19 protein-coding genes are annotated in these 20,005 nt (G+C 43.2%); 8 read left to right on the plus strand and 11 right to left on the minus strand.

Going from position 1 to position 20,005, the window contains the following annotated elements; all coding sequences use genetic code 11:
• Nucleotides 1-27: 27 nt before the first annotated feature.
• On the minus strand, nucleotides 28-1,059 hold the full coding sequence (locus tag FLA_RS25955; RefSeq protein ID WP_076375817.1) for a radical SAM/SPASM domain-containing protein: 1,032 nt from the start codon (nucleotides 1,057-1,059) through the stop codon (nucleotides 28-30).
• Nucleotides 1,060-1,076: 17 nt separating this feature from the next.
• On the opposite strand from FLA_RS25955, the gene FLA_RS25960 reads away from it, so the two are divergent.
• Nucleotides 1,077-1,856: a glycoside hydrolase family 25 protein gene (locus FLA_RS25960; RefSeq protein WP_076375819.1), complete on the plus strand. Its 780-nt coding sequence runs from the start codon at nucleotides 1,077-1,079 to the stop codon at nucleotides 1,854-1,856.
• An 83-nt stretch (nucleotides 1,857-1,939) separates the two neighbouring features.
• Here FLA_RS25960 and FLA_RS25965 read toward each other — a convergent pair whose 3' ends face one another.
• The 7 genes from FLA_RS25965 to FLA_RS25995 form a co-directional block, all read right to left on the minus strand.
• Nucleotides 1,940-3,391, minus strand: coding sequence for an RtcB family protein (locus tag FLA_RS25965; RefSeq protein ID WP_076375821.1), 1,452 nt, complete (start codon nucleotides 3,389-3,391; stop codon nucleotides 1,940-1,942).
• A 73-nt stretch (nucleotides 3,392-3,464) separates the two neighbouring features.
• A complete protein-coding gene (locus FLA_RS25970) occupies nucleotides 3,465-4,130 on the minus strand; it encodes a hypothetical protein (RefSeq protein WP_076375823.1) in 666 nt (221 codons plus the stop codon).
• Nucleotides 4,131-4,246: 116 nt separating this feature from the next.
• Nucleotides 4,247-5,326, minus strand: coding sequence for an AAA family ATPase (locus FLA_RS25975; protein WP_076375825.1), 1,080 nt, complete (start codon nucleotides 5,324-5,326; stop codon nucleotides 4,247-4,249).
• Nucleotides 5,327-5,479: 153 nt separating this feature from the next.
• Nucleotides 5,480-6,583, minus strand: coding sequence for a slipin family protein (locus FLA_RS25980; protein WP_076375827.1), 1,104 nt, complete (start codon nucleotides 6,581-6,583; stop codon nucleotides 5,480-5,482).
• Nucleotides 6,584-7,682: 1,099 nt separating this feature from the next.
• Nucleotides 7,683-8,834, minus strand: coding sequence for an acyltransferase family protein (locus tag FLA_RS25985; RefSeq protein ID WP_076375829.1), 1,152 nt, complete (start codon nucleotides 8,832-8,834; stop codon nucleotides 7,683-7,685).
• A gap of 10 nt (nucleotides 8,835-8,844) precedes the next feature.
• Nucleotides 8,845-11,061 (minus strand): alpha-N-acetylglucosaminidase, encoded by a 2,217-nt coding sequence (locus FLA_RS25990; RefSeq protein WP_076375831.1) that lies wholly within the window; start codon nucleotides 11,059-11,061, stop codon nucleotides 8,845-8,847.
• A gap of 101 nt (nucleotides 11,062-11,162) precedes the next feature.
• Entirely contained in the window at nucleotides 11,163-11,846 is a 684-nt protein-coding gene (locus FLA_RS25995) for a class I SAM-dependent methyltransferase (RefSeq protein ID WP_076375833.1), read from the minus strand.
• A 157-nt stretch (nucleotides 11,847-12,003) separates the two neighbouring features.
• Between FLA_RS25995 and FLA_RS26000 the strand changes: the two genes are divergently transcribed.
• Together FLA_RS26000 and FLA_RS26005 are read left to right on the plus strand one after the other, a co-directional pair.
• Nucleotides 12,004-12,489, plus strand: coding sequence for a DUF4240 domain-containing protein (locus FLA_RS26000; protein WP_076375835.1), 486 nt, complete (start codon nucleotides 12,004-12,006; stop codon nucleotides 12,487-12,489).
• Between the two features lies 1 nt (nucleotide 12,490).
• Nucleotides 12,491-13,243: a DUF4261 domain-containing protein gene (locus FLA_RS26005; protein WP_076375837.1), complete on the plus strand. Its 753-nt coding sequence runs from the start codon at nucleotides 12,491-12,493 to the stop codon at nucleotides 13,241-13,243.
• A 175-nt stretch (nucleotides 13,244-13,418) separates the two neighbouring features.
• Here the strand turns inward: FLA_RS26005 and FLA_RS26010 are convergent, their stop codons facing one another.
• Nucleotides 13,419-14,291, minus strand: a complete 873-nt coding sequence (locus FLA_RS26010) for a phosphatase PAP2 family protein (RefSeq protein ID WP_076375839.1) — start codon at nucleotides 14,289-14,291, stop codon at nucleotides 13,419-13,421.
• A 318-nt stretch (nucleotides 14,292-14,609) separates the two neighbouring features.
• Here FLA_RS26010 and FLA_RS26015 point away from each other — a divergent pair, with 318 nt between their 5' ends.
• The 4 genes from FLA_RS26015 to FLA_RS26030 all read left to right on the plus strand — a co-directional run bounded on the left by FLA_RS26015 (nucleotide 14,610) and on the right by FLA_RS26030 (nucleotide 17,922).
• The gene (locus FLA_RS26015; RefSeq protein ID WP_076375841.1) at nucleotides 14,610-15,224 is read left to right on the plus strand and encodes a phosphatase PAP2 family protein; all 615 of its coding nucleotides are present in this window, start codon (nucleotides 14,610-14,612) and stop codon (nucleotides 15,222-15,224) included.
• Between the two features lie 49 nt (nucleotides 15,225-15,273).
• Nucleotides 15,274-15,915, plus strand: a complete 642-nt coding sequence (locus FLA_RS26020; RefSeq protein ID WP_076375843.1) for a hypothetical protein — start codon at nucleotides 15,274-15,276, stop codon at nucleotides 15,913-15,915.
• A 105-nt stretch (nucleotides 15,916-16,020) separates the two neighbouring features.
• Nucleotides 16,021-16,506, plus strand: a complete 486-nt coding sequence (locus tag FLA_RS26025; protein ID WP_076377338.1) for a hypothetical protein — start codon at nucleotides 16,021-16,023, stop codon at nucleotides 16,504-16,506.
• A 72-nt stretch (nucleotides 16,507-16,578) separates the two neighbouring features.
• On the plus strand, nucleotides 16,579-17,922 hold the full coding sequence (locus FLA_RS26030) for an MATE family efflux transporter (protein ID WP_076375845.1): 1,344 nt from the start codon (nucleotides 16,579-16,581) through the stop codon (nucleotides 17,920-17,922).
• Here the strand turns inward: FLA_RS26030 and mnmD are convergent.
• Nucleotides 17,917-18,594, minus strand: coding sequence for a tRNA (5-methylaminomethyl-2-thiouridine)(34)-methyltransferase MnmD (gene mnmD, locus FLA_RS26035; RefSeq protein WP_076375847.1), 678 nt, complete (start codon nucleotides 18,592-18,594; stop codon nucleotides 17,917-17,919). The genes FLA_RS26030 and mnmD overlap by 6 nt on opposite strands.
• A gap of 32 nt (nucleotides 18,595-18,626) precedes the next feature.
• Between mnmD and FLA_RS26040 the strand changes: the two genes are divergently transcribed.
• On the plus strand, nucleotides 18,627-19,220 hold the full coding sequence (locus FLA_RS26040; protein WP_076375849.1) for a DNA-3-methyladenine glycosylase family protein: 594 nt from the start codon (nucleotides 18,627-18,629) through the stop codon (nucleotides 19,218-19,220).
• A gap of 64 nt (nucleotides 19,221-19,284) precedes the next feature.
• Here FLA_RS26040 and FLA_RS26045 read toward each other — a convergent pair whose 3' ends face one another.
• On the minus strand, nucleotides 19,285-19,725 hold the full coding sequence (locus FLA_RS26045; RefSeq protein WP_096511313.1) for a hypothetical protein: 441 nt from the start codon (nucleotides 19,723-19,725) through the stop codon (nucleotides 19,285-19,287).
• Nucleotides 19,726-20,005 lie beyond the last annotated feature (280 nt).

Consider the following 20,005-nt stretch of genomic DNA (forward strand, 5'->3'; position numbering starts at 1 on the left):
ACGAACAATATAATAAAGTTAGTTGCTTTATTCCTCCCACACTTTAAGCCCTTCGCTGCAGTTGGCGCAGATATCTATATTTTTTCTGCTGGTCATCAACTCTTTCCTGAACTGGCGATAGTTATCGTTGTTCCACACTTGCTTAAAAGACTGCATTTTGATATTGCCCAGCTGATGCATGGCATCTTTATCAAAACAACAGGGAACAACCAAACCATCCCATGTAATCACGTTGGCATGCCAAAGCTTCCAACAATGGTTGCTAAGGCCGCTTTTGATAGTCATGTTGCCGTCTTTATCTTTCTTATACCGGCTGTATTTATCTAGTGAGGGTATTAACTGATTGGGGTCGTTTTCGTAGTCGTACACCTGTGCCGTTTTAAAACGTACCTGGTCTACTCCTATTTCCCTGGCCAGCTTTTTCACATCTTCTACCTGATGCTCGTTAGGCTTTACCACCAGGAACTGGAAAAACACAAAAGGCGTTTTGCTGTTGAGTTCTTTTTTCCACTTCACAATATTACGGGCACCTTCCAGTACTTTTTCCAGCTTGCCACCTACCCGGTACGACTGATACACATCCTGCGTAGTTCCGTCGATGGAAATAATTAACCTGTCCAGCCCGCTTTCTACCGTTTTCCGCGCTTTTTCGTCGTTAAGATAGTGTGCATTCGTGGAAGTGGCGGTATAAATCCCTTTATCATGGGCATATTTTACCATTTCCAGGAAATCGGGGTTTAAGAACGGCTCGCCCTGAAAGTAGAAGATCAGGTATAGCAATTCTTTATACACATCGTCAATAGTTTCCCTGAAAAAGTCTTTTTTTAACATGCCGGTAGGACGCGTAAATTCACGCAGTCCGCTGGGACACTCCGGGCAACGCAGGTTGCAGGAAGTAGTTGGCTCGAAAGAAATGGATACGGGATAGCCCCACTGAACCGGCTTACCAGTTAGTTTACTTACTTGGTAACTGCTAAACACCTTTGCGGCATTCCATAGGCGCCTGGGCGTAAGTTTAGTTAGAAGGTTAACGCTATCGTTGAAATTAAAGTAAGGCATGATATGTTTGTAAAAATATGGCAAAAAACAAGACCCCGGAAAAATCACGCAAAGGAGGACGCTTTATAACTGCTTTTTTGGCTGCCGCAACCCTATCCTGCATTGCCTGGTGGTTAATTGATTTATGGACCAGCGAACAAGGATTCGAACATTATGCCAATTTTGGGATTGACATTCCTAAAGGGTATGATATGCATGGTATTGACGTAAGTAAATACCAGGGCAATATTAAATGGCACGATGTGAAGCAGATGCGCGTGCGGGATGTTCGCGTGGGATTTGCCTTTATTAAAGCCACAGAAGGTTTGTGGAACACCGACCGCCAGTTTAACCGCAACTGGCAAAACGCACGTGAAGCGCGTATGCCCCGGGGCGCTTATCACTTTTTTCTGCCCACCAAAAGCGGGAAAGGCCAGGCCGAACATTTTATCAGCACGGTAAAACTGCTGCCTGGCGACTTACCTCCTGTACTGGATATTGAGCAGCTATATGGCGTAAAGGCAGAAGTGATGCGGCGCGAAGCGAAAATATGGCTGAAAATGGTGGAAGACGCTTATGGCGTAACCCCTATTATATATACCTATGTGAATTTTTACCAGAATTATATGGGGAAGGAATTTGACGATTACCCATTATGGGTAGCCCATTATATGCAACCTCAACGCCCACGTATTGCCCGCGACTGGCTTTTCTGGCAACACAACGAAACAGGGCTGGTGAACGGCATTCGCACCCGTGTAGACTTCAATGTGTTTAATGGAGATTCTACTGATTTTAGAAAGCTACTGGTAGATTAAGCATACAGGCACGCTTCTATGCCCTGAATGTAAAAGAGCAACCAGCCCGATGTGGCTAATTGCTCTTGTTACTGATGAGGTAGTTACTCCCCTTCTTCTGGTGTTTTCCGGGTAGGCTTCCAATTAGCAGCTCCCGCTCCGTCCATTTTTACAATGCGTGGATAGAACTTGCCAATGGTATTTACTAACTGTTTTTGTGCAGCCATCACTGCGTCAATATCCTTATAAGCAAAAGGCGCTTCATCCAATCCGCCGCTCAGCAGGGTTACATGATGCTTTCGCAACTCGGCCTGCAAGGCGCTATGTGTGGTGGAAGTGGCAGCATGCGAGCGGCTGAATTTGCGTCCCGCACCATGCGATGCAGATGCTATAGAAGCAGGTTCACCCTTGCCTTTTACAATGTAGCCTGGTGCAGTCATAGAACCGGGAATAATACCCAGCACATCTTTACCAGCTGGTGTAGCCCCTTTACGGTGCACTATTACTTCCCGCCCTTCATGTATCTCTTTCCAGGCAAAATTGTGGTGGTTTTCAACAATACGCAACGGCTTTCGTCCAAGTTGTTTTGATAGTTTTTGGTGTATAACATCGTGGCAGGCCTTGGCATAATCACCCGCCAGGTTCATAGCCAGCCAGTATTCTATCCCTTCCTGTTCATCCAACGATAACCACGAAAGATTTTGTGCTGCGGAAGGCAGTAGCCGTTTTTGCCTGGCTACTTGTGTATAATGGTTAGCAACGGTTGCTCCCAAACCACGGGAACCTGAGTGAGATAGTATGCCCAGGTATTTACCTGCCGGCACCTGTAGTACGGCATCGGCTTCTTCAATCACCACTTCGCCAAATTCAACAAAGTGATTACCAGAACCAGAGCTACCTAACTGCCTGGCTGCTTTCGCCTGCAATTGCGTTAATATATGCAGATCGTTAAACAAAGGACTATCCAGCACTTCATGCTCAGTACCCTGTTCAAATTCACGACCGGTACCAAACAAAGTGCTTTTTCGCAAGGCCTGCACCAGAAAGGGTTCTTTCCTGGTTAAGTCTCTCACATCAATATCGTAAATGCTTAAACACATGCGGCAGCCAATATCCACGCCTACCGCATAGGGAATAACCGCATTGTCTGTTGCCAGCACTCCGCCAATAGGTAAGCCATACCCCGCATGTGCATCGGGCATTAAAGCCCCCGCTACCGTTACAGGCAGCCGGGCCGCGCCATTCATTTGCCGGATAGCAGCTTCTTCTATAAAATCAGCGCCAAACACATTATAGTGCAGCCCATTTTCAGGCAGCTCTATTTGTGATTTTTCTTCCGGCACCTCTTCCATCAGCTCATTTGCTATTTTACACAACACATCATTATTAGCAAATGTGTTGGGAGCTGAAAGAATGTTTTTTAATATATCCAGTGCCGCTTCTTTAGTATAATGTTTGTAATGCTTTTCCATTACCTGCATGGCGATACTTACCACCGGGCCTTCTTCGTAGCCTAATGCCCGTATCTCCTTTGCTTTTAAATTTAACCTTGCCATTGTACCACTAGTATTCCTCTTCTTTCAGTTGTTCCAGCATTTGGAGAAGAGGTATTTTTTTATACGTAATCTGTTAAAAATCATAGATGCAACGTCTTGTGTTGCAACCATATTGAATTTTCATGAGCTTCTTATCCCAGTTTCTTTGCGTAAATATTTCATCAATCTCCTGCAACCGCTGCTCTATCACTTCGTCCCTGATGCGCGTTCGGGTAATCATATGAGGACGTATACGTAAAACAAAACGCCACTTTTCTTTCAGTACATACTTATAATATTGAAAAGTGCCATTCCTGTCTACTACCTGTGCCTGGTAAAACTGGTTCCTCTCTTTTGGAGTAAGCTTCCATCTTTTAATATCATGTTCTGAAAGCGAATGAACATGCTGTTCTACCGGCCCCCATTTATAGCGTCCTTTCTTTTTCTTTTTTTGAAAGAAGCTTTTGTCATGGTGATATACAGTAGTATTCACCATTTGAAGTATACGTTCATAAAACGCAGCATCTTTACTTCTTGCCACATCTTCCCTTAATACAAAAGACCTTTTGTACCCACGCATTACCGGTGGACGTAGTTCCATCCATCCCAGGTTATTTTGCTGTTCATACAAAGCATCTTCTGCCCTCCTCAACGCCAATAGTTTCTTTTCAAAATCTTTTCGCTTAATGCGATTCTTTTGACGTTCAGTACGCATTCTAAAACATTGCAGATCTATAGCCTGCAAAAATTCGTTGTGCATGTTTCACCTTTTGATACCGTTTCATCAATACACTATCCCGTAGTGTGTTTTGTGCCATTAGGAGGAATATGTTATAGACTTTCATTTTGCAATGTTTTAGAATGGTGAAAAATGTATTAAGCAGATTGTTGGGAAGTATGGTTTCTAAAACCAATTACCTGCACCTGCTTGTTGTCGAATTCTACCTCGTTCTGGTTGCTGATTTCGGCGAGGGTCATAGGCTGGTCTATTACCTTGTTAAAACCCAGATGATTACTTAACTGCTGGGCTTTAGCTGTACTTAGTTTGCCAAATTCGTATCGCGCAATCAGCCTTCCTTTTCTGAGCAAGGCACTATCTACCAGGGTTAAGGCGCTATTGAATGTGCATATCAATTGCACGTTCAGAAAATCGGCCAGTAGCCCATCGGAAATGTTTAATAGGTTAGAAACGGCCGAACTGCTGTTACTTCTTCTGTCCATGATGATGTTTTCGGCATCTTCAATCACCACTACCGTATTAGGATTTTTAATGAGCAGATCGATAAATTCGGGGTTCATTAAATTACCTGCCACATTGGGCGACAGAAACAGTACACGCTTCTTTAATTTACAGATGAGATAACGGAGATAGGTGGTTTTACCGGTACCCGGCAAACCATGCAGCAGTACAATTCCTTTATCGTTCTTTTTGTTTAAACGGGTACGGATTAACTCATCTACCTGTTTAAAATCGTCTTCATAGAAAAGATCAATATTCAGTTTTGTACGCTTTATCTCCATCGACTGTAAGCTTAAACCGGAATTGCCTGTTACAATGAGGTTAATTTCCAGCGGCTCGCGTTTTTCGCGTTCTTTAAACTGATGAGATAAAGCTGCCACCTGCATCACAAATTCACTTTGAGTGCCATTGTGTAAAATTTCACAATAGCTTTCTTCAAATTCTATGATACAATTGTTGGCGAGTATTACCACCGTTTTATCAAATTCAAACGCTTTACGTTTAGGCTTGTACCATCTGTATTTATGTGTAGATCTTATGAGGTCTTTAAATTTTTCGCAAAAGGCATCGTATAGCTTTTCTCCATTTACACTGTTAATACAGTCTACACTGGGTAATTGCTTAAAGCAAAACCAGTACAGTGTGTTTACCTCCAGGAAGTAGTTATCAAAAAGCTTGTCTATATTAATATTTTCGCCTTCGTATAAATTGTTCATATAATATTTATTGAAACAGAATAATGGATAGATTTTCTATTGTATGTCTATCCTTCGCTATTTCATTACCAAAGCACGCATAGTGGTAGTTTTTATTTTTAAAACAAGTTGTTTTGAAACAGGCTATAGAAATAGCCTGTTTGTTTTAAGGGTCTATTTTTGGGTCACAAAAATCTGGCGCAGCTGATCAATTAACACACCGTTGCCGCTAAGGCTGATAGTGTTAATTTTATCTGCAATCTTTTCTACGTACTCCATTTCTTTTAACTTAAACAGCATCCCGTTTTCTTCCATCAGCTTTGCAGTATTCAGTAAGCTACGGGTGCTGGCAGTTTCTTCGCGCCGCATAATAGTGTTGGCTTGTGCCTTTTTCTCAGCAACCAGCACCTGGTTCATAATATCCCTTACATCGCCCGGCAATATCACATCCCGCATACCAAAACTGGTTACAGTTACACCCAGCGTATCGGTAGTTGCAGCAACGGCCTTTATAACAGTAGCACTCATCATATCCTTTCTTTCCAGTAACTCGTCCAGAGAAAGGGTTCCGATGTATTCACGCAATGCCAATTGAAAGGCCAGGTATAACTGGCGCTCATAATCTTTGTTATGCAGCAACGCAGTTTCTACGTTATTTACCAGGTAGGTGGCATGGGCATTGACACGCAGCGCTGCTTTATCACGGGTTAAAATTTCCTGGCCGTTTATTTCCAGTTGTTGCTGCCTGGTATCCACCTTTTTTACCTGAATAGGCTTAAACCCTTTCCACCAGTAATACACACCACTTGCCAGCTGTTGTATATACTGCTCGTTTACAAACAAAAGCGCCTTTTCGTAGCTTTCTACTAGCACGTTTTTGATGAAAGGAGCCAGTAAAGCGCTGGTAAAAGCATCCTCGCCAATAGGCTCGGTGATTTCCGGCTTACTGATATCTGCTTTAACAAAGTCGTACACTATCGGGCTGTTTTTCCAATAAGTGTAACGGCCTGCGGTAAGCACTTCTTTTAGTAATCCGTTCTCGTAGCGCAGTACCAATTCAGTACTTTTCACTTCTACTACCTGCAATGCTTCTTTTAATATATTATCCTGCAGAAGCACGTTTAATTCGCATGACGGATAAAACGGCTTTGTGATATCATACATTTTTATGGTCTGTGACCATGTAATCCAATAAGTGCCCTCGGTTAACATTTTCTGGTAAACTCCATTCCTGAATACCAGTGCTACTTCCAGGGCTTCGATTTTTACCCTTTTCATATAAGTTGTTTTTTAAAGATTCATTTAATAAAAGCCAGAGCCGTTTACCCGGTTGAACAATACGGATGTATTGTATTTGCAAGGTTATACTGTATAATTCCTGCATGATAGCAGTCTTTTGCAAGACAGCATCCTATACATTGCACTATCCAGCGATCGTCTTACCTGTTACAATACATGCAAAGTGTTATTCCACCTCAGACCAACGCCCTTCCCCCAAAGATTGCCGGCTGTGGGTATAACAACCCTGGCTTTATTTGCATCTTTTTTTCGCAGTGATGCCACTGCGCATTGTTCAGCATTTTACAACTGAATTAGAATGAGCCATCGTTTTCAGTGATGGGGTTGTTAAGGTTTTCAATCTTAACGATACACACTTGCTCTTTCCAATATGAGCTCCACGAACAGCCAGTTCATGAGAGGAATCGAACCTCTAAAACGCACACCAGCGTTGAGTGTCAGGCAATCCATTACTGTAACAGCATACATGTGGTTACTACCCATGCACTGCCGGGCTATAGTTGAAACCCGGGCATAGTTTTACCAGTAACAGGAATGCCTGTTTTTCTTTCTGCATGAGAAAGCTTTTTTACTCAGCAGCACGTTTGCTGAGTAATGATATAATAGCATTGCTTAACAATAAAAAACCCGGTAAGCTTTTGACTAACCGGGTGCAACATTTTTATCAATAATCACTAATGATAAAACGGTTTACACCGCGGTAGTATGGATGTTCCAAAGCAATACATCGCCTGTAACACAGCGCTGTTGAATTGCCATTCAACACTGTGTTTGCTTTGAGCTTTAGCGGATAATATGTTTTGTATCTGCAACAAATGATAGCAATAAAAAACCCCGCATTGTTTGCGGGGCTTCTTGTATAATCAGTTTTTATTAACCTAATTAAACGCGCTACATGCCCCGCAAACAGCCGATCCCACAGGACGGAAGCTATTTGTTTTGATGATATGTAGTTTTATGCGTAACACTTTTATTCTTTTTTGTTGATGCAAAGCTGTGACTATTTTTTCAAATGCCAAAACAATTTGTTAAAAATATTTTTAATTCATTGTTGCGATTTATCTCAGCTAATTATCATTTACACTTTTAAAAATATTTTATTGCGGTATAAGAAATACAATAGCAATAACTGCACAACAGTTACCGATAGGGCAGTATAAACCGGCTGCCATGCATCGGGTGTATAATTAATAAGGCCTTCAAAAAGGAAGTCGGCCGTGGTATGAAAATTTACCAACCCTTCGGCACAGAGATATATAATAATAGAGTTAGTTCCTATCAACACAAAAGGGAAAGCCCATTTAGTAAAACCCCATACATCTATTACCAGGTAAAAAACAGATAAGAACAACACACTCCAGCCACCGGTGTACAATACAAAAGAGCTTGTCCATAACCTTTTGTTAATAGGAAACACCAGCCCCCAACACCAGCCTGCCAGCAACAACACCAGGGCTGCCCCTAACAGGTAAAACACTTTTTGCATGGCAGGTATCTTTTGCAGCTGTAGCAGCCGGCCAGTGAACATACCTAACAACGCAGTGCCTATAGCAGGAATGGTAGACAACACACCTTCCGGATCGTGTATGCCATCGTGCAGTTTGCCCGGCAACAACAACCTATCCACATACGATTCAAAAGAACCTTCCATGGTTAACACGCCTGCCCCAAAGCCCGGAACCGGTATCCACATCATAGCAGCCCAGTAACCCAGCAACAAGCCTGCAAACCAAATTATCTGTGCCCGAAAGCTGGTATTAAGATAGATAAGGGCCGCAAAGAACCACGCGATACCTATACGCCCCAGCACACTGGCAAAGCGCGTGTTTTCGTAACCATCAAACTTTAGCAGCCCGTTCACTACCATACCCAGCACCACCAGTATACAGGTACGCCGCAACATAGACAGCACCAGCTTCTTTTTAACAGCAAAAGGCAGTTCAGCAGCGGAAGCAACTCCGGCCTTGGCCATTTTAGACTGCATGGAATAAGGCATAGATACTCCTGCAATAAACAGGAATAAAGGAAAGATCATATCATAAAACGTAAAGCCGTTCCAAACCACATGATGCAACTGACTGGATAGCCACAGCCAGAATGGATGCTTAGTTGTTTTTGCAAGCGCATGAACAATATGCTCACCGCTGATGATCCAGAACATATCAAAGCCCCGCAAGGCATCCAGTGAAAGAAGCCGGGCGGGCTGATGGGGGGTATTTGTATTTGACATGTGTAAGCAGTTAAAGTGATGACATGTATACCTCTTTTAACACCTTACGGTATTTATTGTATAACCTTTGGGCCTGTGCAACACTCTGCCCTTTAGTGGTTACAGGAAAGCTTTTCTGTGTGTTCACCCATTTCCACTCCCACTGTTGTATCCGCTGCTCAAAAGCTTCCTGGTTTACCGTGTCGCCCTTTTGCAAGGCGCTATCCAGCAATGCAAAGTATTGCTGCCAGCGCGGCTTGTAAAAATCGTTAAGTAACCCACTCCACTGACGACAGGAATATTCATGTAAAGGACTATTGGCATCTCCCCACAACGTAATTAAATCGCGGGCATTATGCTCGTATAAAGCTTTTTCCTGTGCAGTAGTTCCGCAAGCCCGGGCATCCGCTATCCATTTGCCTAACAAAAAATCTTTGCGGGTAGCCAGCAGCGTGTCTATATCACTGATCAATTGCAGAAAAGCGGTGCTGTATTTTTTAAATGCCGCCTTATCTTTTGCCTTCCACGCAGTAACCCACTGGTGCTGCAATGGCTGTGCATAGTTAGCCAGCACCTGGCGGGTAAGATCAACCAGGTCGTACTGAAAGCCGTCACTGCCGGCACATTGCGATATAGCTGCTATCATACTATCCCATGCAGGAAGCAGGTCTTCTCCTTTATAGTTGAGACGCGTTTTTGTCCATTTAGTAGCAGAGTCGAATGTAGGGCGGCCTGTGATAATAGATTCTGCACCATCGCGAATGTTTTGGCCATTGTATACCGTGGTTTTCATCACCTGCCATGCAGCTACCGCATTCGCATTTAAACTGCCATAACGGTTTCGAATGTATTTATTGAGCCAATTGTTTACATCTATCACCGAGTCCTGCCAGATATGTTGCGTCATCAACTCATACAATACAGGCGTTTGTTCAATGGCTTCCATGGTAAGACCAATGCCTTGCAACTTGCCATGCTTACCATCCTGCAACGCCAGGGCAGGTTGCTGGGCCACCGTTTCAATACGGCCAAAGAGACTCACGTTACCTCCAAAATTGTGCAGCATGTTCCATATCCAGGGCTTGCCATAGAACGATTCTGTACGTTTCCAAACCGGCTCTATTTCTGTTGCCAGATCCAGTAACAGCATATGATTATCCGGCACCGCATCCAGCAGCGCTTTTATCTGCGGCGCTTTCCAGAATTTACGATCGCTATAGAACAGCCATCCTTGCATCACCCAGGTAGCAGCAGTATCAGCCTGACGCATAGATTCGTATATGCGGGCCGACAAAGTAGCCAGGTAAGCCGTATCGTCTGTGGGCGGTTCGTTTTCGTTGAAAGTATCGGAGGAATACAAGTGATCGGTTCCATATAAACGCGTTTGTGCTTCCAGAAACTTTTTACCTATTTTGGCAAACATGGGATCTTCACTATCCAATATCCAGGTATCAGCGAAGCCATTTGTCCAGTTTGTTTTTTTCAGCTTTGCCTTGGGGAAATATTTTTGAAAAGAAGCAGGCACGTGACCGGTAAAAGAAGCCAGCACCGGTTTCATTCCTAATGCCCTTTCACGTTGTAGTATTTTCTTTTGTAAATCGCGATGACTGGTCATCCATGATAATGGTAACGGCCCACCCCAGCCATCCAGGTTGCCCATCCAAAACCAGGCAAAATAAGCAGGGCCGCAGAAGAAGGCCGACAAGTCTTCATCAGTAAAACCCATTTCTTTATACACTTCATACCATACATATTCTTCACCGGTAATAGCCAGCGGTGTATTAATGCCGTGTAATGCCATCCAGTCAATTTCTTTTTCCCAACGGCTCCAGTCCCACCAGCTCATACTATAATTAAAAGTGCAATAGTTGAGGTAATACCGGTATTCGTAAGGCGTGGTACGATGCACCACACCCTGTATAGCAGGTAAAGTGGTGGGTAGCTTTAGCTGCGTGCCGTTCCAGGTAATCTGGCAATGGCAATATTCTGTAAGATAATAATACAAGGCAGAAGCTTGCGATACTCCATTGTTACCACGTAATACAATTTTGCCCTGCCTGCTCTCTATTTCAAAAGCATCTTTCTCGGCAACGTCAGGTAGTGGCTCTACAATAAAAGAAGCAGCCTGTTTGGGTAAAATTCGTTTGATTAAACCAGTTACTTCATTGGCATGTTGTGCGGAAAGCCTTAGGGGCAAGCCTAATACCCACACAAGGGATAAGGCCGTAAGGATTCTTTTCTTGTTCATTTAGCGATCGTGTTTCTATTGTGTAATATCGAAAAAAGCGCATTGCCACCAAGGATTTGGTGAAAAAGCGCTTTTGATAAATAGTATAACTAAGCCTGTGGCTACAATGTTAACCGGGCAATATACTGGTCGTAATCGTCTTCAAACAACAATTCTACTTTCCAGCCTTCTTCTGTTCCTGTTTTCTCCAGCAAATCCCTATCTATATACAACCAGGTAAACCAGTCAGTTTTTTCTTTCAGGTATTCGTATTGATATGCTATTTCTCCATAATATGGCGAAGCAGGTATATCCCCTTCATACAGATAAGCAATATCGGAAGAATCGAACAATAATTGACCACCTGGTGCTATAAGCTTTTTAGCATGTTGTAAAAAACGGCGTAAGCCATCTATGGTACCCGCCAGGCCAATGCCATTCATCAGCAATAACAAAGTATCATAGTTAGCCGATTCCAGCGTAAACACATCCTGTTGCAACACCTGTTGCACACCCCGCGCACGCATTACCTCAGCAGCTCCGGCAGAAATATCCAATGCCACCACATCCAGCCCTTTCTTTTGCAGGTACAACGCGTGACTGCCCGCTCCAGCGCCTATGTCCAGCACCTTGCCACGGCAAAGCTCCAGCGCAGCCAGTTCTAACTCGGGCATACTGTCTTCACCCCTGAAATATACCTCTACCGGCATTTCTTCTTTAGGACCATATTTATTACGAATCCACAGCTTCCCAATTTGTTGCCGATGGTAATAATCCTGTAATGCCTGTCCTAATATATCTGTCATACAACAAATGTAGTTATTATGGCCGGGGCATAGCAGTGAGAATAGTAGCAGCATTCCTGAATTATACAAAATTTAAAAGCACTTATACCACCTGTTTTTTGTTATTAGGGGTTAACTTTCAACCCTGGTAATTTTAGAACTGACAAACCTATAGACAATGAACGAACAAAAATTTTGGGAAATTATAGAGACTGCATGGGCTGCATCACCTGAATTAAACTCTTTACGTTTAGAAACACTGGTGAACAACCATCCTTCACAAATTGAAGAGCTGAACCTGGCCCTGAACGACATTATTACCGACAACTATTGTACTATCCTGTATACACTGGAGAAAGAGCCTTTTCAAAAGTATGTTCAGATACTGGAAGAAAAACTGCACCATATTGACCGTAAAGAAATTCATGAGTATACAGATGGATCGGACGATGGCTTTTTATATGCCCGTTGCTTTATCGTAGGTATGGGGCAGCAGTATTATAATATGGTAGATAAAGACCCGTCTAAAGCAACGATGGATGCAGAAGCTGAGATATTCGGTTTTGCTGCATATGACATTTACGAGGAAAAATTTGAAGAAGAGTGTACACGGAACCTGTTGCACAACATAGAAACCGGGTCTAACCCCAACGGAGGCTGGTAGTATGGAACAAGAAAACACCATTGTATTATGTATACCCGGCACCTGGAGCAGCCGGGAGGAAGTGCTAAGCAGCGTTATTGATGCTAATAACGGCGAATACCTGTTTGCCGGCGGCGTATTGTTTTGCCCCAAGCAGGATGAAAGCTTTATGATGGAAGCGCGCGAACACGACCACCATATGCACCATGCCTTTGTTACTGCCGGCATGCAACGCTTTGAAGCGGAAGAAATGGAAGCCATTAAAACCCACAAAACCGTGGTGTATGTAAGCGGCCCAGGCGGAAACAATGCATTTGCCAATAGCATAATGAGAGCAGGGCTGGCCATTTTAAAAGCCGGCGGGCTGGGCATTAAAGTAGAAAGCTCAGGCAAAGCCTTTACGCATGCACAATGGGAAGAGCTGGTAAACATGGATCATGACCACCGCTTTTACGAAGCCTTTGTATTACTGGTGAAAGGAGCCAACAACAGCATTTACTCCTGTGGCATGCACAACCTCGGCTTACGGGATGCCATTGCCGACGGTGGCGAAGATTTTATGGAAACCGCTGAGCTGGTAGACATTTTTAGCGTGTACCAGGTAATTGAAAAGCCCGAAATTAAAAGCGGACAAACATTCAGCACCGCACCTGACATGCCCGTTTACCAGATACAGGAAGAGCCTTGCACCTTTTACCCGGAGGATGATTTGTTTTATAATCCTTATGGCATGTTTCACCTGGTACTGGCACCAGAAGAAGACGACACACTTTAGCCTTACAGCACAATATACCAAAGGCTGGCACTAACAGTAGCCACTATTAATGAAATATACAGGTAGCTCTTTACTCAAGAACACTGTAAAACAAAAGGCCGTATCACATTTTTATGATACGGCCTTTTGCATATTTATCGGAACAACTACACTTCTGTAAAGAGGTGCTTATTCTTTATAATTTCATAGTCATAGTCAAACCCGTTGCATTTCCTGGCCCGGGAGCGAAGTAAGGTGAGAATGCTACCCCTTTTCCTTTTTTATTGATCCTATGCAGTTCTGGCACCAATATACCGGAAGTAGCACCCGCAATATAGCCCAGTAACACATCGGTTCTGAAATGACGGCCGGATTGCATTCTGTAAAAGGCCACCAATCCCGGAGGAATAGAAGCCAGGCCGTATAAGCCTATTCTCTTCCAGCCTTTGATATGATGATAATCGGTAAACACTTTTACCAGGAAGAAAGTAGAGGTAGTGGCGAAACCTGTGTGACCGCTAAAGAAAGAGTTGCTTTTGTTATCACCTATTTTTTCAGCCATAGGCACATCAGGATTGTATAAGAACGGGCGCGGCCTTCTTACCGAGAAGGCACCTGCGAAATACAATGCGTTATCTACCGCGTGAGAAGCCAGATACATAGAGAGAAGCTCTACCCAATCTTTTCGAACCGTTTTATCCAGCGCCAACAATGCTGGCGTAAAAATGGATATGTTTAAAAACAGATCAGACTTAGATTGCGCACTGACATATTTAGCAGGATCGTGATAGATTACCGGTCTGTCAAAACCATTTACATCCATTGGGTTCAGCTTCAGAATTTCCGCTTCTGTCATGCTGGACACTTTCTCCAACTTCCTAAACCCTTTACTGGATAAAAGCACAGCTGCACCGGCAGACGGCAATTCCCACCAGGGATTTATGTTATAGATCTGCTCTCTTGTAGCAGAAGGAGACTTACCAGTTGATTGTTTCAGAGTATCAACCTGTGCCGATGCAGTATAGGTAACTGCACTTAGCAGTAAAATAAGTGCTGAGAACTTCTTCATAAGCATTGTTAACATGATTTTAAAGGGTATATAATGCCAGACACCTGGTGACACATAATGTAATGATTATAAGCGCACAAACTTACTGCAAAAAGGCTACGTTTTAAACCAGTCACGGGCAAAAGCCCCTTTCAGCCCCCTTAAACCGGGGTTTTGTAGCCAAATAAGGCAATAAAAGCATAAATTAGACAAGAATTATTCATCACCCCTCATCCAAATCCGTTAACAATGCTATAACCACGTTTTAATCGTTTTATAAGTACTCTTGCAAAAGAATAGACCAAATCGTACGTTTTATCTATCTGTAATATATCCCCAATGCTGAAATACATACCACTATCTATTTTACTATGGACGGCCGGGCAGGCACATGCTCAAAACATGGACATTGACATTTTAAAAAGGATCAATGCAAGCGGCAATTACAGTCCTGTTGTCACTAAAATCAGTTCTTCCGCCTATGCTTTTGGAGTAGGCATTCCTATTGGCCTCACTATGGCAGGACAATTTTCGGGCGACCTGGAATTACGTAATAAAGGTTTAAGAATTGCAGAAACCGTGGTGATGTCTTCTGTTGTAACGGAATTACTGAAAAGGGCAGCCAGGCGAAACAGGCCTTCCTATACTTATCCCGAGCTGGTAAAAGCCTACGCTCCCGGAAATGATGTAAAAAGCTTTCCATCCGGCCACACTTCCCTGGCGTTTTCTACAGCCACCAGTGTATCACTGGAATTTAAGAAATGGTATATCACCGTTCCTGCCTTTGTGTGGGCGGGTAGCGTAGGATATTCACGCATGTACTTAGGTGCGCACTACCCTTCCGATGTACTTTGCGGCGCCATTGTAGGCACAGGCACTGCGTTTGCCACACATTGGCTGAATAAAAAACTATTCCCCGCTAAACAAACCTTGAAGCCCGCACCAGCGTTTTAAGGGTAAAAGCTATCTTTAGTTTTCTATTACAATCATTAAACCTTAAGGCATGTTACGTACTGTTTTTTCTCTGTCTGTTTTGCTGGCAACACAATGTTTTGCTTTGAATGCGCAGGCACAGGATTATCCCGATTTCAGAAGCAAACGTGAAGCGGTAGAAAAAATGCAGGAGAAAGAAATACAGTCCGACCTTTCTACTTTTACTATGGCCGGCGTTGACCTAGGTGTAGGCAAAGATCCCTTACCGAGCATTCCTGTAGCCAGCTACGATGCGTCACACATCAGCTTTGCGGGCAACAGCATTAACGTTAACATCACTACCGGCAAATTTGATCCCTCTAAACATAAGCTCAATTTTGTAGAGAAATACCTGGTAAAAATTGACAACAAGGGTTATTATGGCAATTATGGCAATGTTCCTAAAAACACCATTGCAACAGTAACTGTAACTGTTGGTAAAGATACCATTGTCATTCCTCCAGCAGCTTATGCCGACATTTACAATCCTGAATTTACCTACTCTCATAGTGGTGTTGTAAGTGCATCTGGTGGCGTATATCAATCAGCCGACAAAAAGAAGCTGTATATATACCTGTTGAAACGCGAAGCAGGTGGCAGCTACGAAGTAACCTGGGTGATACAGGATAATAAATACCTGAGACGCGTAGTGGACTTCGGTTTCCTGCAATAACGATATCCCCCTTTGACACACTATTGACAAAATGCTGGTTATCAGCATAGTTACTTCTATTGGCATTATTTATGATAAAGCATGAGCAATCATAAACAACAAGCCATGAAAAGATCGATGAAACCTCTGTATGCGTTAGTTATTATTTGCTTTTTAGCCATTTCGGCCAGTGCTCAAAAGTACCCGTGGCGCCTGGGTATTGGTGTTGCCGGCGGTATGGGCACTAAAGATCCCAACCCATTTGTACTGGGTGGCGATTTACGTTTTCAAAAAGGATTAGGCAATAGTGTATCTGCCATTTTTACCACTGGCTACACACACTTCTTCAAAAAAGATGGTGTATCAAGCCTGGGCTTTGTTCCTGTGAAAGCGGGTTTTAAAGTGTTTCCAACCAAAAACTTCTACTTTAATGCAGAAGCTGGTGCCGGCTTTGGTACTACCAAAGGCTTAGGCACTTCTTTTGTATGGTCACCTGCTTTAGGTTTTGCTTTTGGCAGTGGCTGGGACATTAGTGTGAAGTATGAAGAATTTACAAAATATGATTATACCAAACAAGTAGCTCTCAGGTTAGCCTATGGCTTTAAACTGTAAGCAACCGTTCGCAAAAAGTTAAAAAGAACGTTCCCACGAAAGCGGGAGCGTTTTTTTTATTTTTGCCACCATATGGCCATACGAAGTGAAGCATACAAGACGTGGAGATTATCGGGACCAATCATTTTTGGAGAACTTACGCAGATTGCACTGGGACTTATTGACAATGCCATGGTGGGCGCTATCAGCTATAACCACCTTGCCGCCTCATCGCTGGTAATTAGTGTGATGAACATTCCTTTTGTGTTAGGCATCGGACTTACCATGTCGGTATCACAAACAGTATCTATGGCGCACGGCCGCCGGGATGCGCAAAAGGTTTCTCACTATCTGTTTAACGGTTTCTGGATTTGCACCATTGCTGCTATTGTAATAGCAATAGGCTTGCAGCTGGGTAAAAACATACTGTTTCACCTTGGGCAGGATGCAGCTGTGGCTACGCTGGCAGTACCTTACCTTCAAGTAATGGGCTGGAGTACCGTGCCTATGCTCATGTTTATGGCCGTAAAGCAGTTTACAGATGGCCTGGAACTTACACGTACCGCTATGGTACTTTCGTTACTGGCTTTACCATTGAACATTTTTATTAACTGGCTGCTGGTATATGGTAACTGGGGCTTTCCACGTATGGAATTGATAGGAGCCGGCTTTGGCACCTTAATCACCCGTATTGTAATATTGATTGCATTGGTAGTGATTGTGCTGCTACATCCTTTGTTTAAAAGATATATTGCCGTTCGTAAAAACCAGTGGAAGCTAAACCGTAACACGGTGAACGAACTACTGCACATAGGCATTCCCAGCAGCCTGCAGGCAGGTATGGAATCCGGCGCGTTTGCCATTTCCGGTATTATTATAGGCACATTAGGAGCAGTACAACAGGCCGCGCATCATATTGCCTTGAGCTGTGCTGCATTTACATTTATGGTATCCATGGGACTGGCACAAGGTGGCAGCATTCGCATCAGCAACGCCTGGGGACGTAGTAACTGGAAAGAGATCACCTTAATAGGTAAGAGTACTTTGTTAAGTGGTGTTTGTTATGGTATTCTTTGCGCGGTGTTTTTTGTTTGTATGCGCAATCTGTTACCACTGGCTTTTAACACCGACACAACCGTTGTGGCACTCACCAGCACTTTAATGTTGTATGCTGCAGTGTTCCAGATATCAGACGCTACACAGGCCATAGGCGTAGGCCTTTGCCGTGGCATTAAAGATGTGCGCACGCCCACTTTATACGTAGCACTGGCTTACTGGGTATTGGGCATCCCCATCGGCTGCCTGATGGCTTTTACCTTTAAACTGGGAGCTGCCGGTATGTGGATTGGCTTTGTCAGCGGCCTTACCTTTTCCTCTTTATTATTAAACAAACGCTTTTTCAGCATTATCAAACGCAACAGCACAGGCCATTTATAATGGCCTTGTTGCCCGTAGCATTTCGCGCTTGCCCCAGGGGCCCTGAATTTTCTCTATTGTAAAGCCCGCTTCCTGCATGGCACGCCTTACAATACTTTTACTGCAATAGGTTACCATTTTTCCACCTGGCTGCAGTGTATGATACACCTTTTTAAACGTGTCTGCCGTCCACAACTCAGGTTGTGCTGCCGGAGCAAAAGCATCATAAAAAAGCACATGAAAATTTTGCACAGTAGCAGGCAGCTCATGTAAAGAAACCTTGGTTTTATGTAATGTAAACAGTGGATGTATAACCACATCTGTATCCCATGCACAACTATGTAAGCTGGTAAACAATGGCGCATAATCCGCTTCTGTCGCAGACAACTGTTGCACATAATTCAGGTGAGCCGCTTCTGCTTCGGTAAGAGGGTGCAGTTCTAACGTTTGATAATAAATGGGTTGTTGTTGCTGTATAGCATACTGCAAAGCCAGCAACGCATTTAACCCGGTGCCAAACCCCATTTCCAGTATCCTTATAGTGCTAACAGGCGGTACAGCCATTAACCCTGCCCGTATAAAAACATGCATACTTTCTTGTATTGCTCCATGCCTGCTGTGATAAGTTACCTTTAGTTCAGGTATTTCTATCGTGTACGAACCATCTGCTGTAAGAAGTAATTCCTTTCCCATTCACACAAAGTTAAAAAGATTATATTTAGCATATGGAGTATCTGTTACACCTGCAAAAAGACAAAAAGCTGTCGCGCATACTGGTGGAGCCACTGGAGCCATTAAGCACACATAAGAATATTCCTTTACGCCTGATGGCCAGTATTATGAGCCAGCAATTAAACACCAAAGTAGCCCGGGTGATATTTCTCCGTTTTTTGGATTTGTATGGTGGCAAAGAACCTACCGCCCAGCAGGTAACCGACACCCCTTTTGAAGCTTTACGCAGTGTAGGGCTTAGCAATGCCAAAGCCCAATATGTACACAATGTAGCCGCCTTTTGTACTGAACATAAGATTACAGATAAGATGCTGGCCAAGATGGATGACGAAAGCATTATTGAACTGCTTACCCGGATTAAAGGTGTTGGCCGCTGGACAGTAGAAATGTTGCTGATGTTTACCCTTGGCCGCGAAGATGTTTTTTCGGTAGACGACTTTGGCATTCAGCAGGCCATGATTAAAATATATAAGCTGGACACTACAGATAAAAAAGCATTCAAAAAGAAGATGATTGCCTTAGCAGAGAAATGGAGCCCCTATCGCACCTATGCCTGTAAACACCTATGGCAATGGAAAGAGGAATAAAATAAAAAGTCCCGCAACACTATGGCTACGGGACCTGTTCTATAGCAGAATAATATCAGACTTATTACGACCTGGTTACTATCACATCTTCCACACTACGGGAGGTACTGTTTACCTGGATAGATTGCGCGATCTTTTTGTTATCGGCAGTCTTGATGATAAATGTAGGAGTTAATGAGTTAGGTCCTTCATTTACGATCTTAATCTTTTTAGAAAAGTTAGCGCCGGAAAAACTACCATGAAACAGCAATTCGCCATCCGCATTTTTAATCATAAGCGTAAACTTCTCTCCTTTTGGATTGGCATATTTTATATCAAACCACAAACCATCGGCAGTAGTGCCCAGGTATTGCACTTGTGAAGGTTTATTATCTGAAGCTATTGCTAAAGAATCGGTAACAGTATTGGCTTTTGTTGTTGCAGGGGTGGCAAAGAACATTGCTATTGCCGCTATCACCACTGTTACTATTATTTTAAATCCCCCGTTCATAGATTGTTTCTTCATCACGAAAAAATTTGTCGGTTTATAGAATATAACGGCAAACACAATCATCGAAAACTATATCGGGGCAAATCAAGCGTTACTGCAATCCGTAACAAGCAATGAGGAATAAGTTAGCAAAGAGATTTCTTTTTACCGGTAATTAGTAATTATACCAGTTGACTTATTTGATAGGACAAAAGTAAAAAATATTCTCCGACTTATGACACATTACACTAATTTAATAAACAAACGATCGTTCGCTATTCGTTTTTTAGTGTAACATGTCACAAATCAGAAACAT

Source organism: Filimonas lacunae (assembly GCF_002355595.1).
In the GTDB taxonomy this organism is placed as follows: Bacteria; Bacteroidota; Bacteroidia; order Chitinophagales; family Chitinophagaceae; genus Filimonas; species Filimonas lacunae.

Coding starts and splice junctions, on each gene's coding strand:
- FLA_RS26010 (WP_076375839.1), bottom strand. CDS start 14,291: ATGAAGAAGTTCTCAGCACTTATTTTACTGCTAAGTGCAGTTACCTAT.
- FLA_RS25965 (WP_076375821.1), bottom strand. CDS start 3,391: ATGGCAAGGTTAAATTTAAAAGCAAAGGAGATACGGGCATTAGGCTAC.
- FLA_RS25980 (WP_076375827.1), bottom strand. CDS start 6,583: ATGAAAAGGGTAAAAATCGAAGCCCTGGAAGTAGCACTGGTATTCAGG.
- FLA_RS26020 (WP_076375843.1), top strand. CDS start 15,274: ATGTTACGTACTGTTTTTTCTCTGTCTGTTTTGCTGGCAACACAATGT.
- FLA_RS25975 (WP_076375825.1), bottom strand. CDS start 5,326: ATGAACAATTTATACGAAGGCGAAAATATTAATATAGACAAGCTTTTT.
- FLA_RS26045 (WP_096511313.1), bottom strand. CDS start 19,725: ATGAAGAAACAATCTATGAACGGGGGATTTAAAATAATAGTAACAGTG.
- FLA_RS25960 (WP_076375819.1), top strand. CDS start 1,077: ATGGCAAAAAACAAGACCCCGGAAAAATCACGCAAAGGAGGACGCTTT.
- FLA_RS26005 (WP_076375837.1), top strand. CDS start 12,491: ATGGAACAAGAAAACACCATTGTATTATGTATACCCGGCACCTGGAGC.
- FLA_RS26025 (WP_076377338.1), top strand. CDS start 16,021: ATGAAAAGATCGATGAAACCTCTGTATGCGTTAGTTATTATTTGCTTT.
- FLA_RS25995 (WP_076375833.1), bottom strand. CDS start 11,846: ATGACAGATATATTAGGACAGGCATTACAGGATTATTACCATCGGCAA.
- FLA_RS26000 (WP_076375835.1), top strand. CDS start 12,004: ATGAACGAACAAAAATTTTGGGAAATTATAGAGACTGCATGGGCTGCA.
- FLA_RS26015 (WP_076375841.1), top strand. CDS start 14,610: ATGCTGAAATACATACCACTATCTATTTTACTATGGACGGCCGGGCAG.
- FLA_RS25985 (WP_076375829.1), bottom strand. CDS start 8,834: ATGTCAAATACAAATACCCCCCATCAGCCCGCCCGGCTTCTTTCACTG.
- mnmD (WP_076375847.1), bottom strand. CDS start 18,594: ATGGGAAAGGAATTACTTCTTACAGCAGATGGTTCGTACACGATAGAA.
- FLA_RS25970 (WP_076375823.1), bottom strand. CDS start 4,130: ATGCACAACGAATTTTTGCAGGCTATAGATCTGCAATGTTTTAGAATG.
- FLA_RS25990 (WP_076375831.1), bottom strand. CDS start 11,061: ATGAACAAGAAAAGAATCCTTACGGCCTTATCCCTTGTGTGGGTATTA.
- FLA_RS26030 (WP_076375845.1), top strand. CDS start 16,579: ATGGCCATACGAAGTGAAGCATACAAGACGTGGAGATTATCGGGACCA.
- FLA_RS26040 (WP_076375849.1), top strand. CDS start 18,627: ATGGAGTATCTGTTACACCTGCAAAAAGACAAAAAGCTGTCGCGCATA.
- FLA_RS25955 (WP_076375817.1), bottom strand. CDS start 1,059: ATGCCTTACTTTAATTTCAACGATAGCGTTAACCTTCTAACTAAACTT.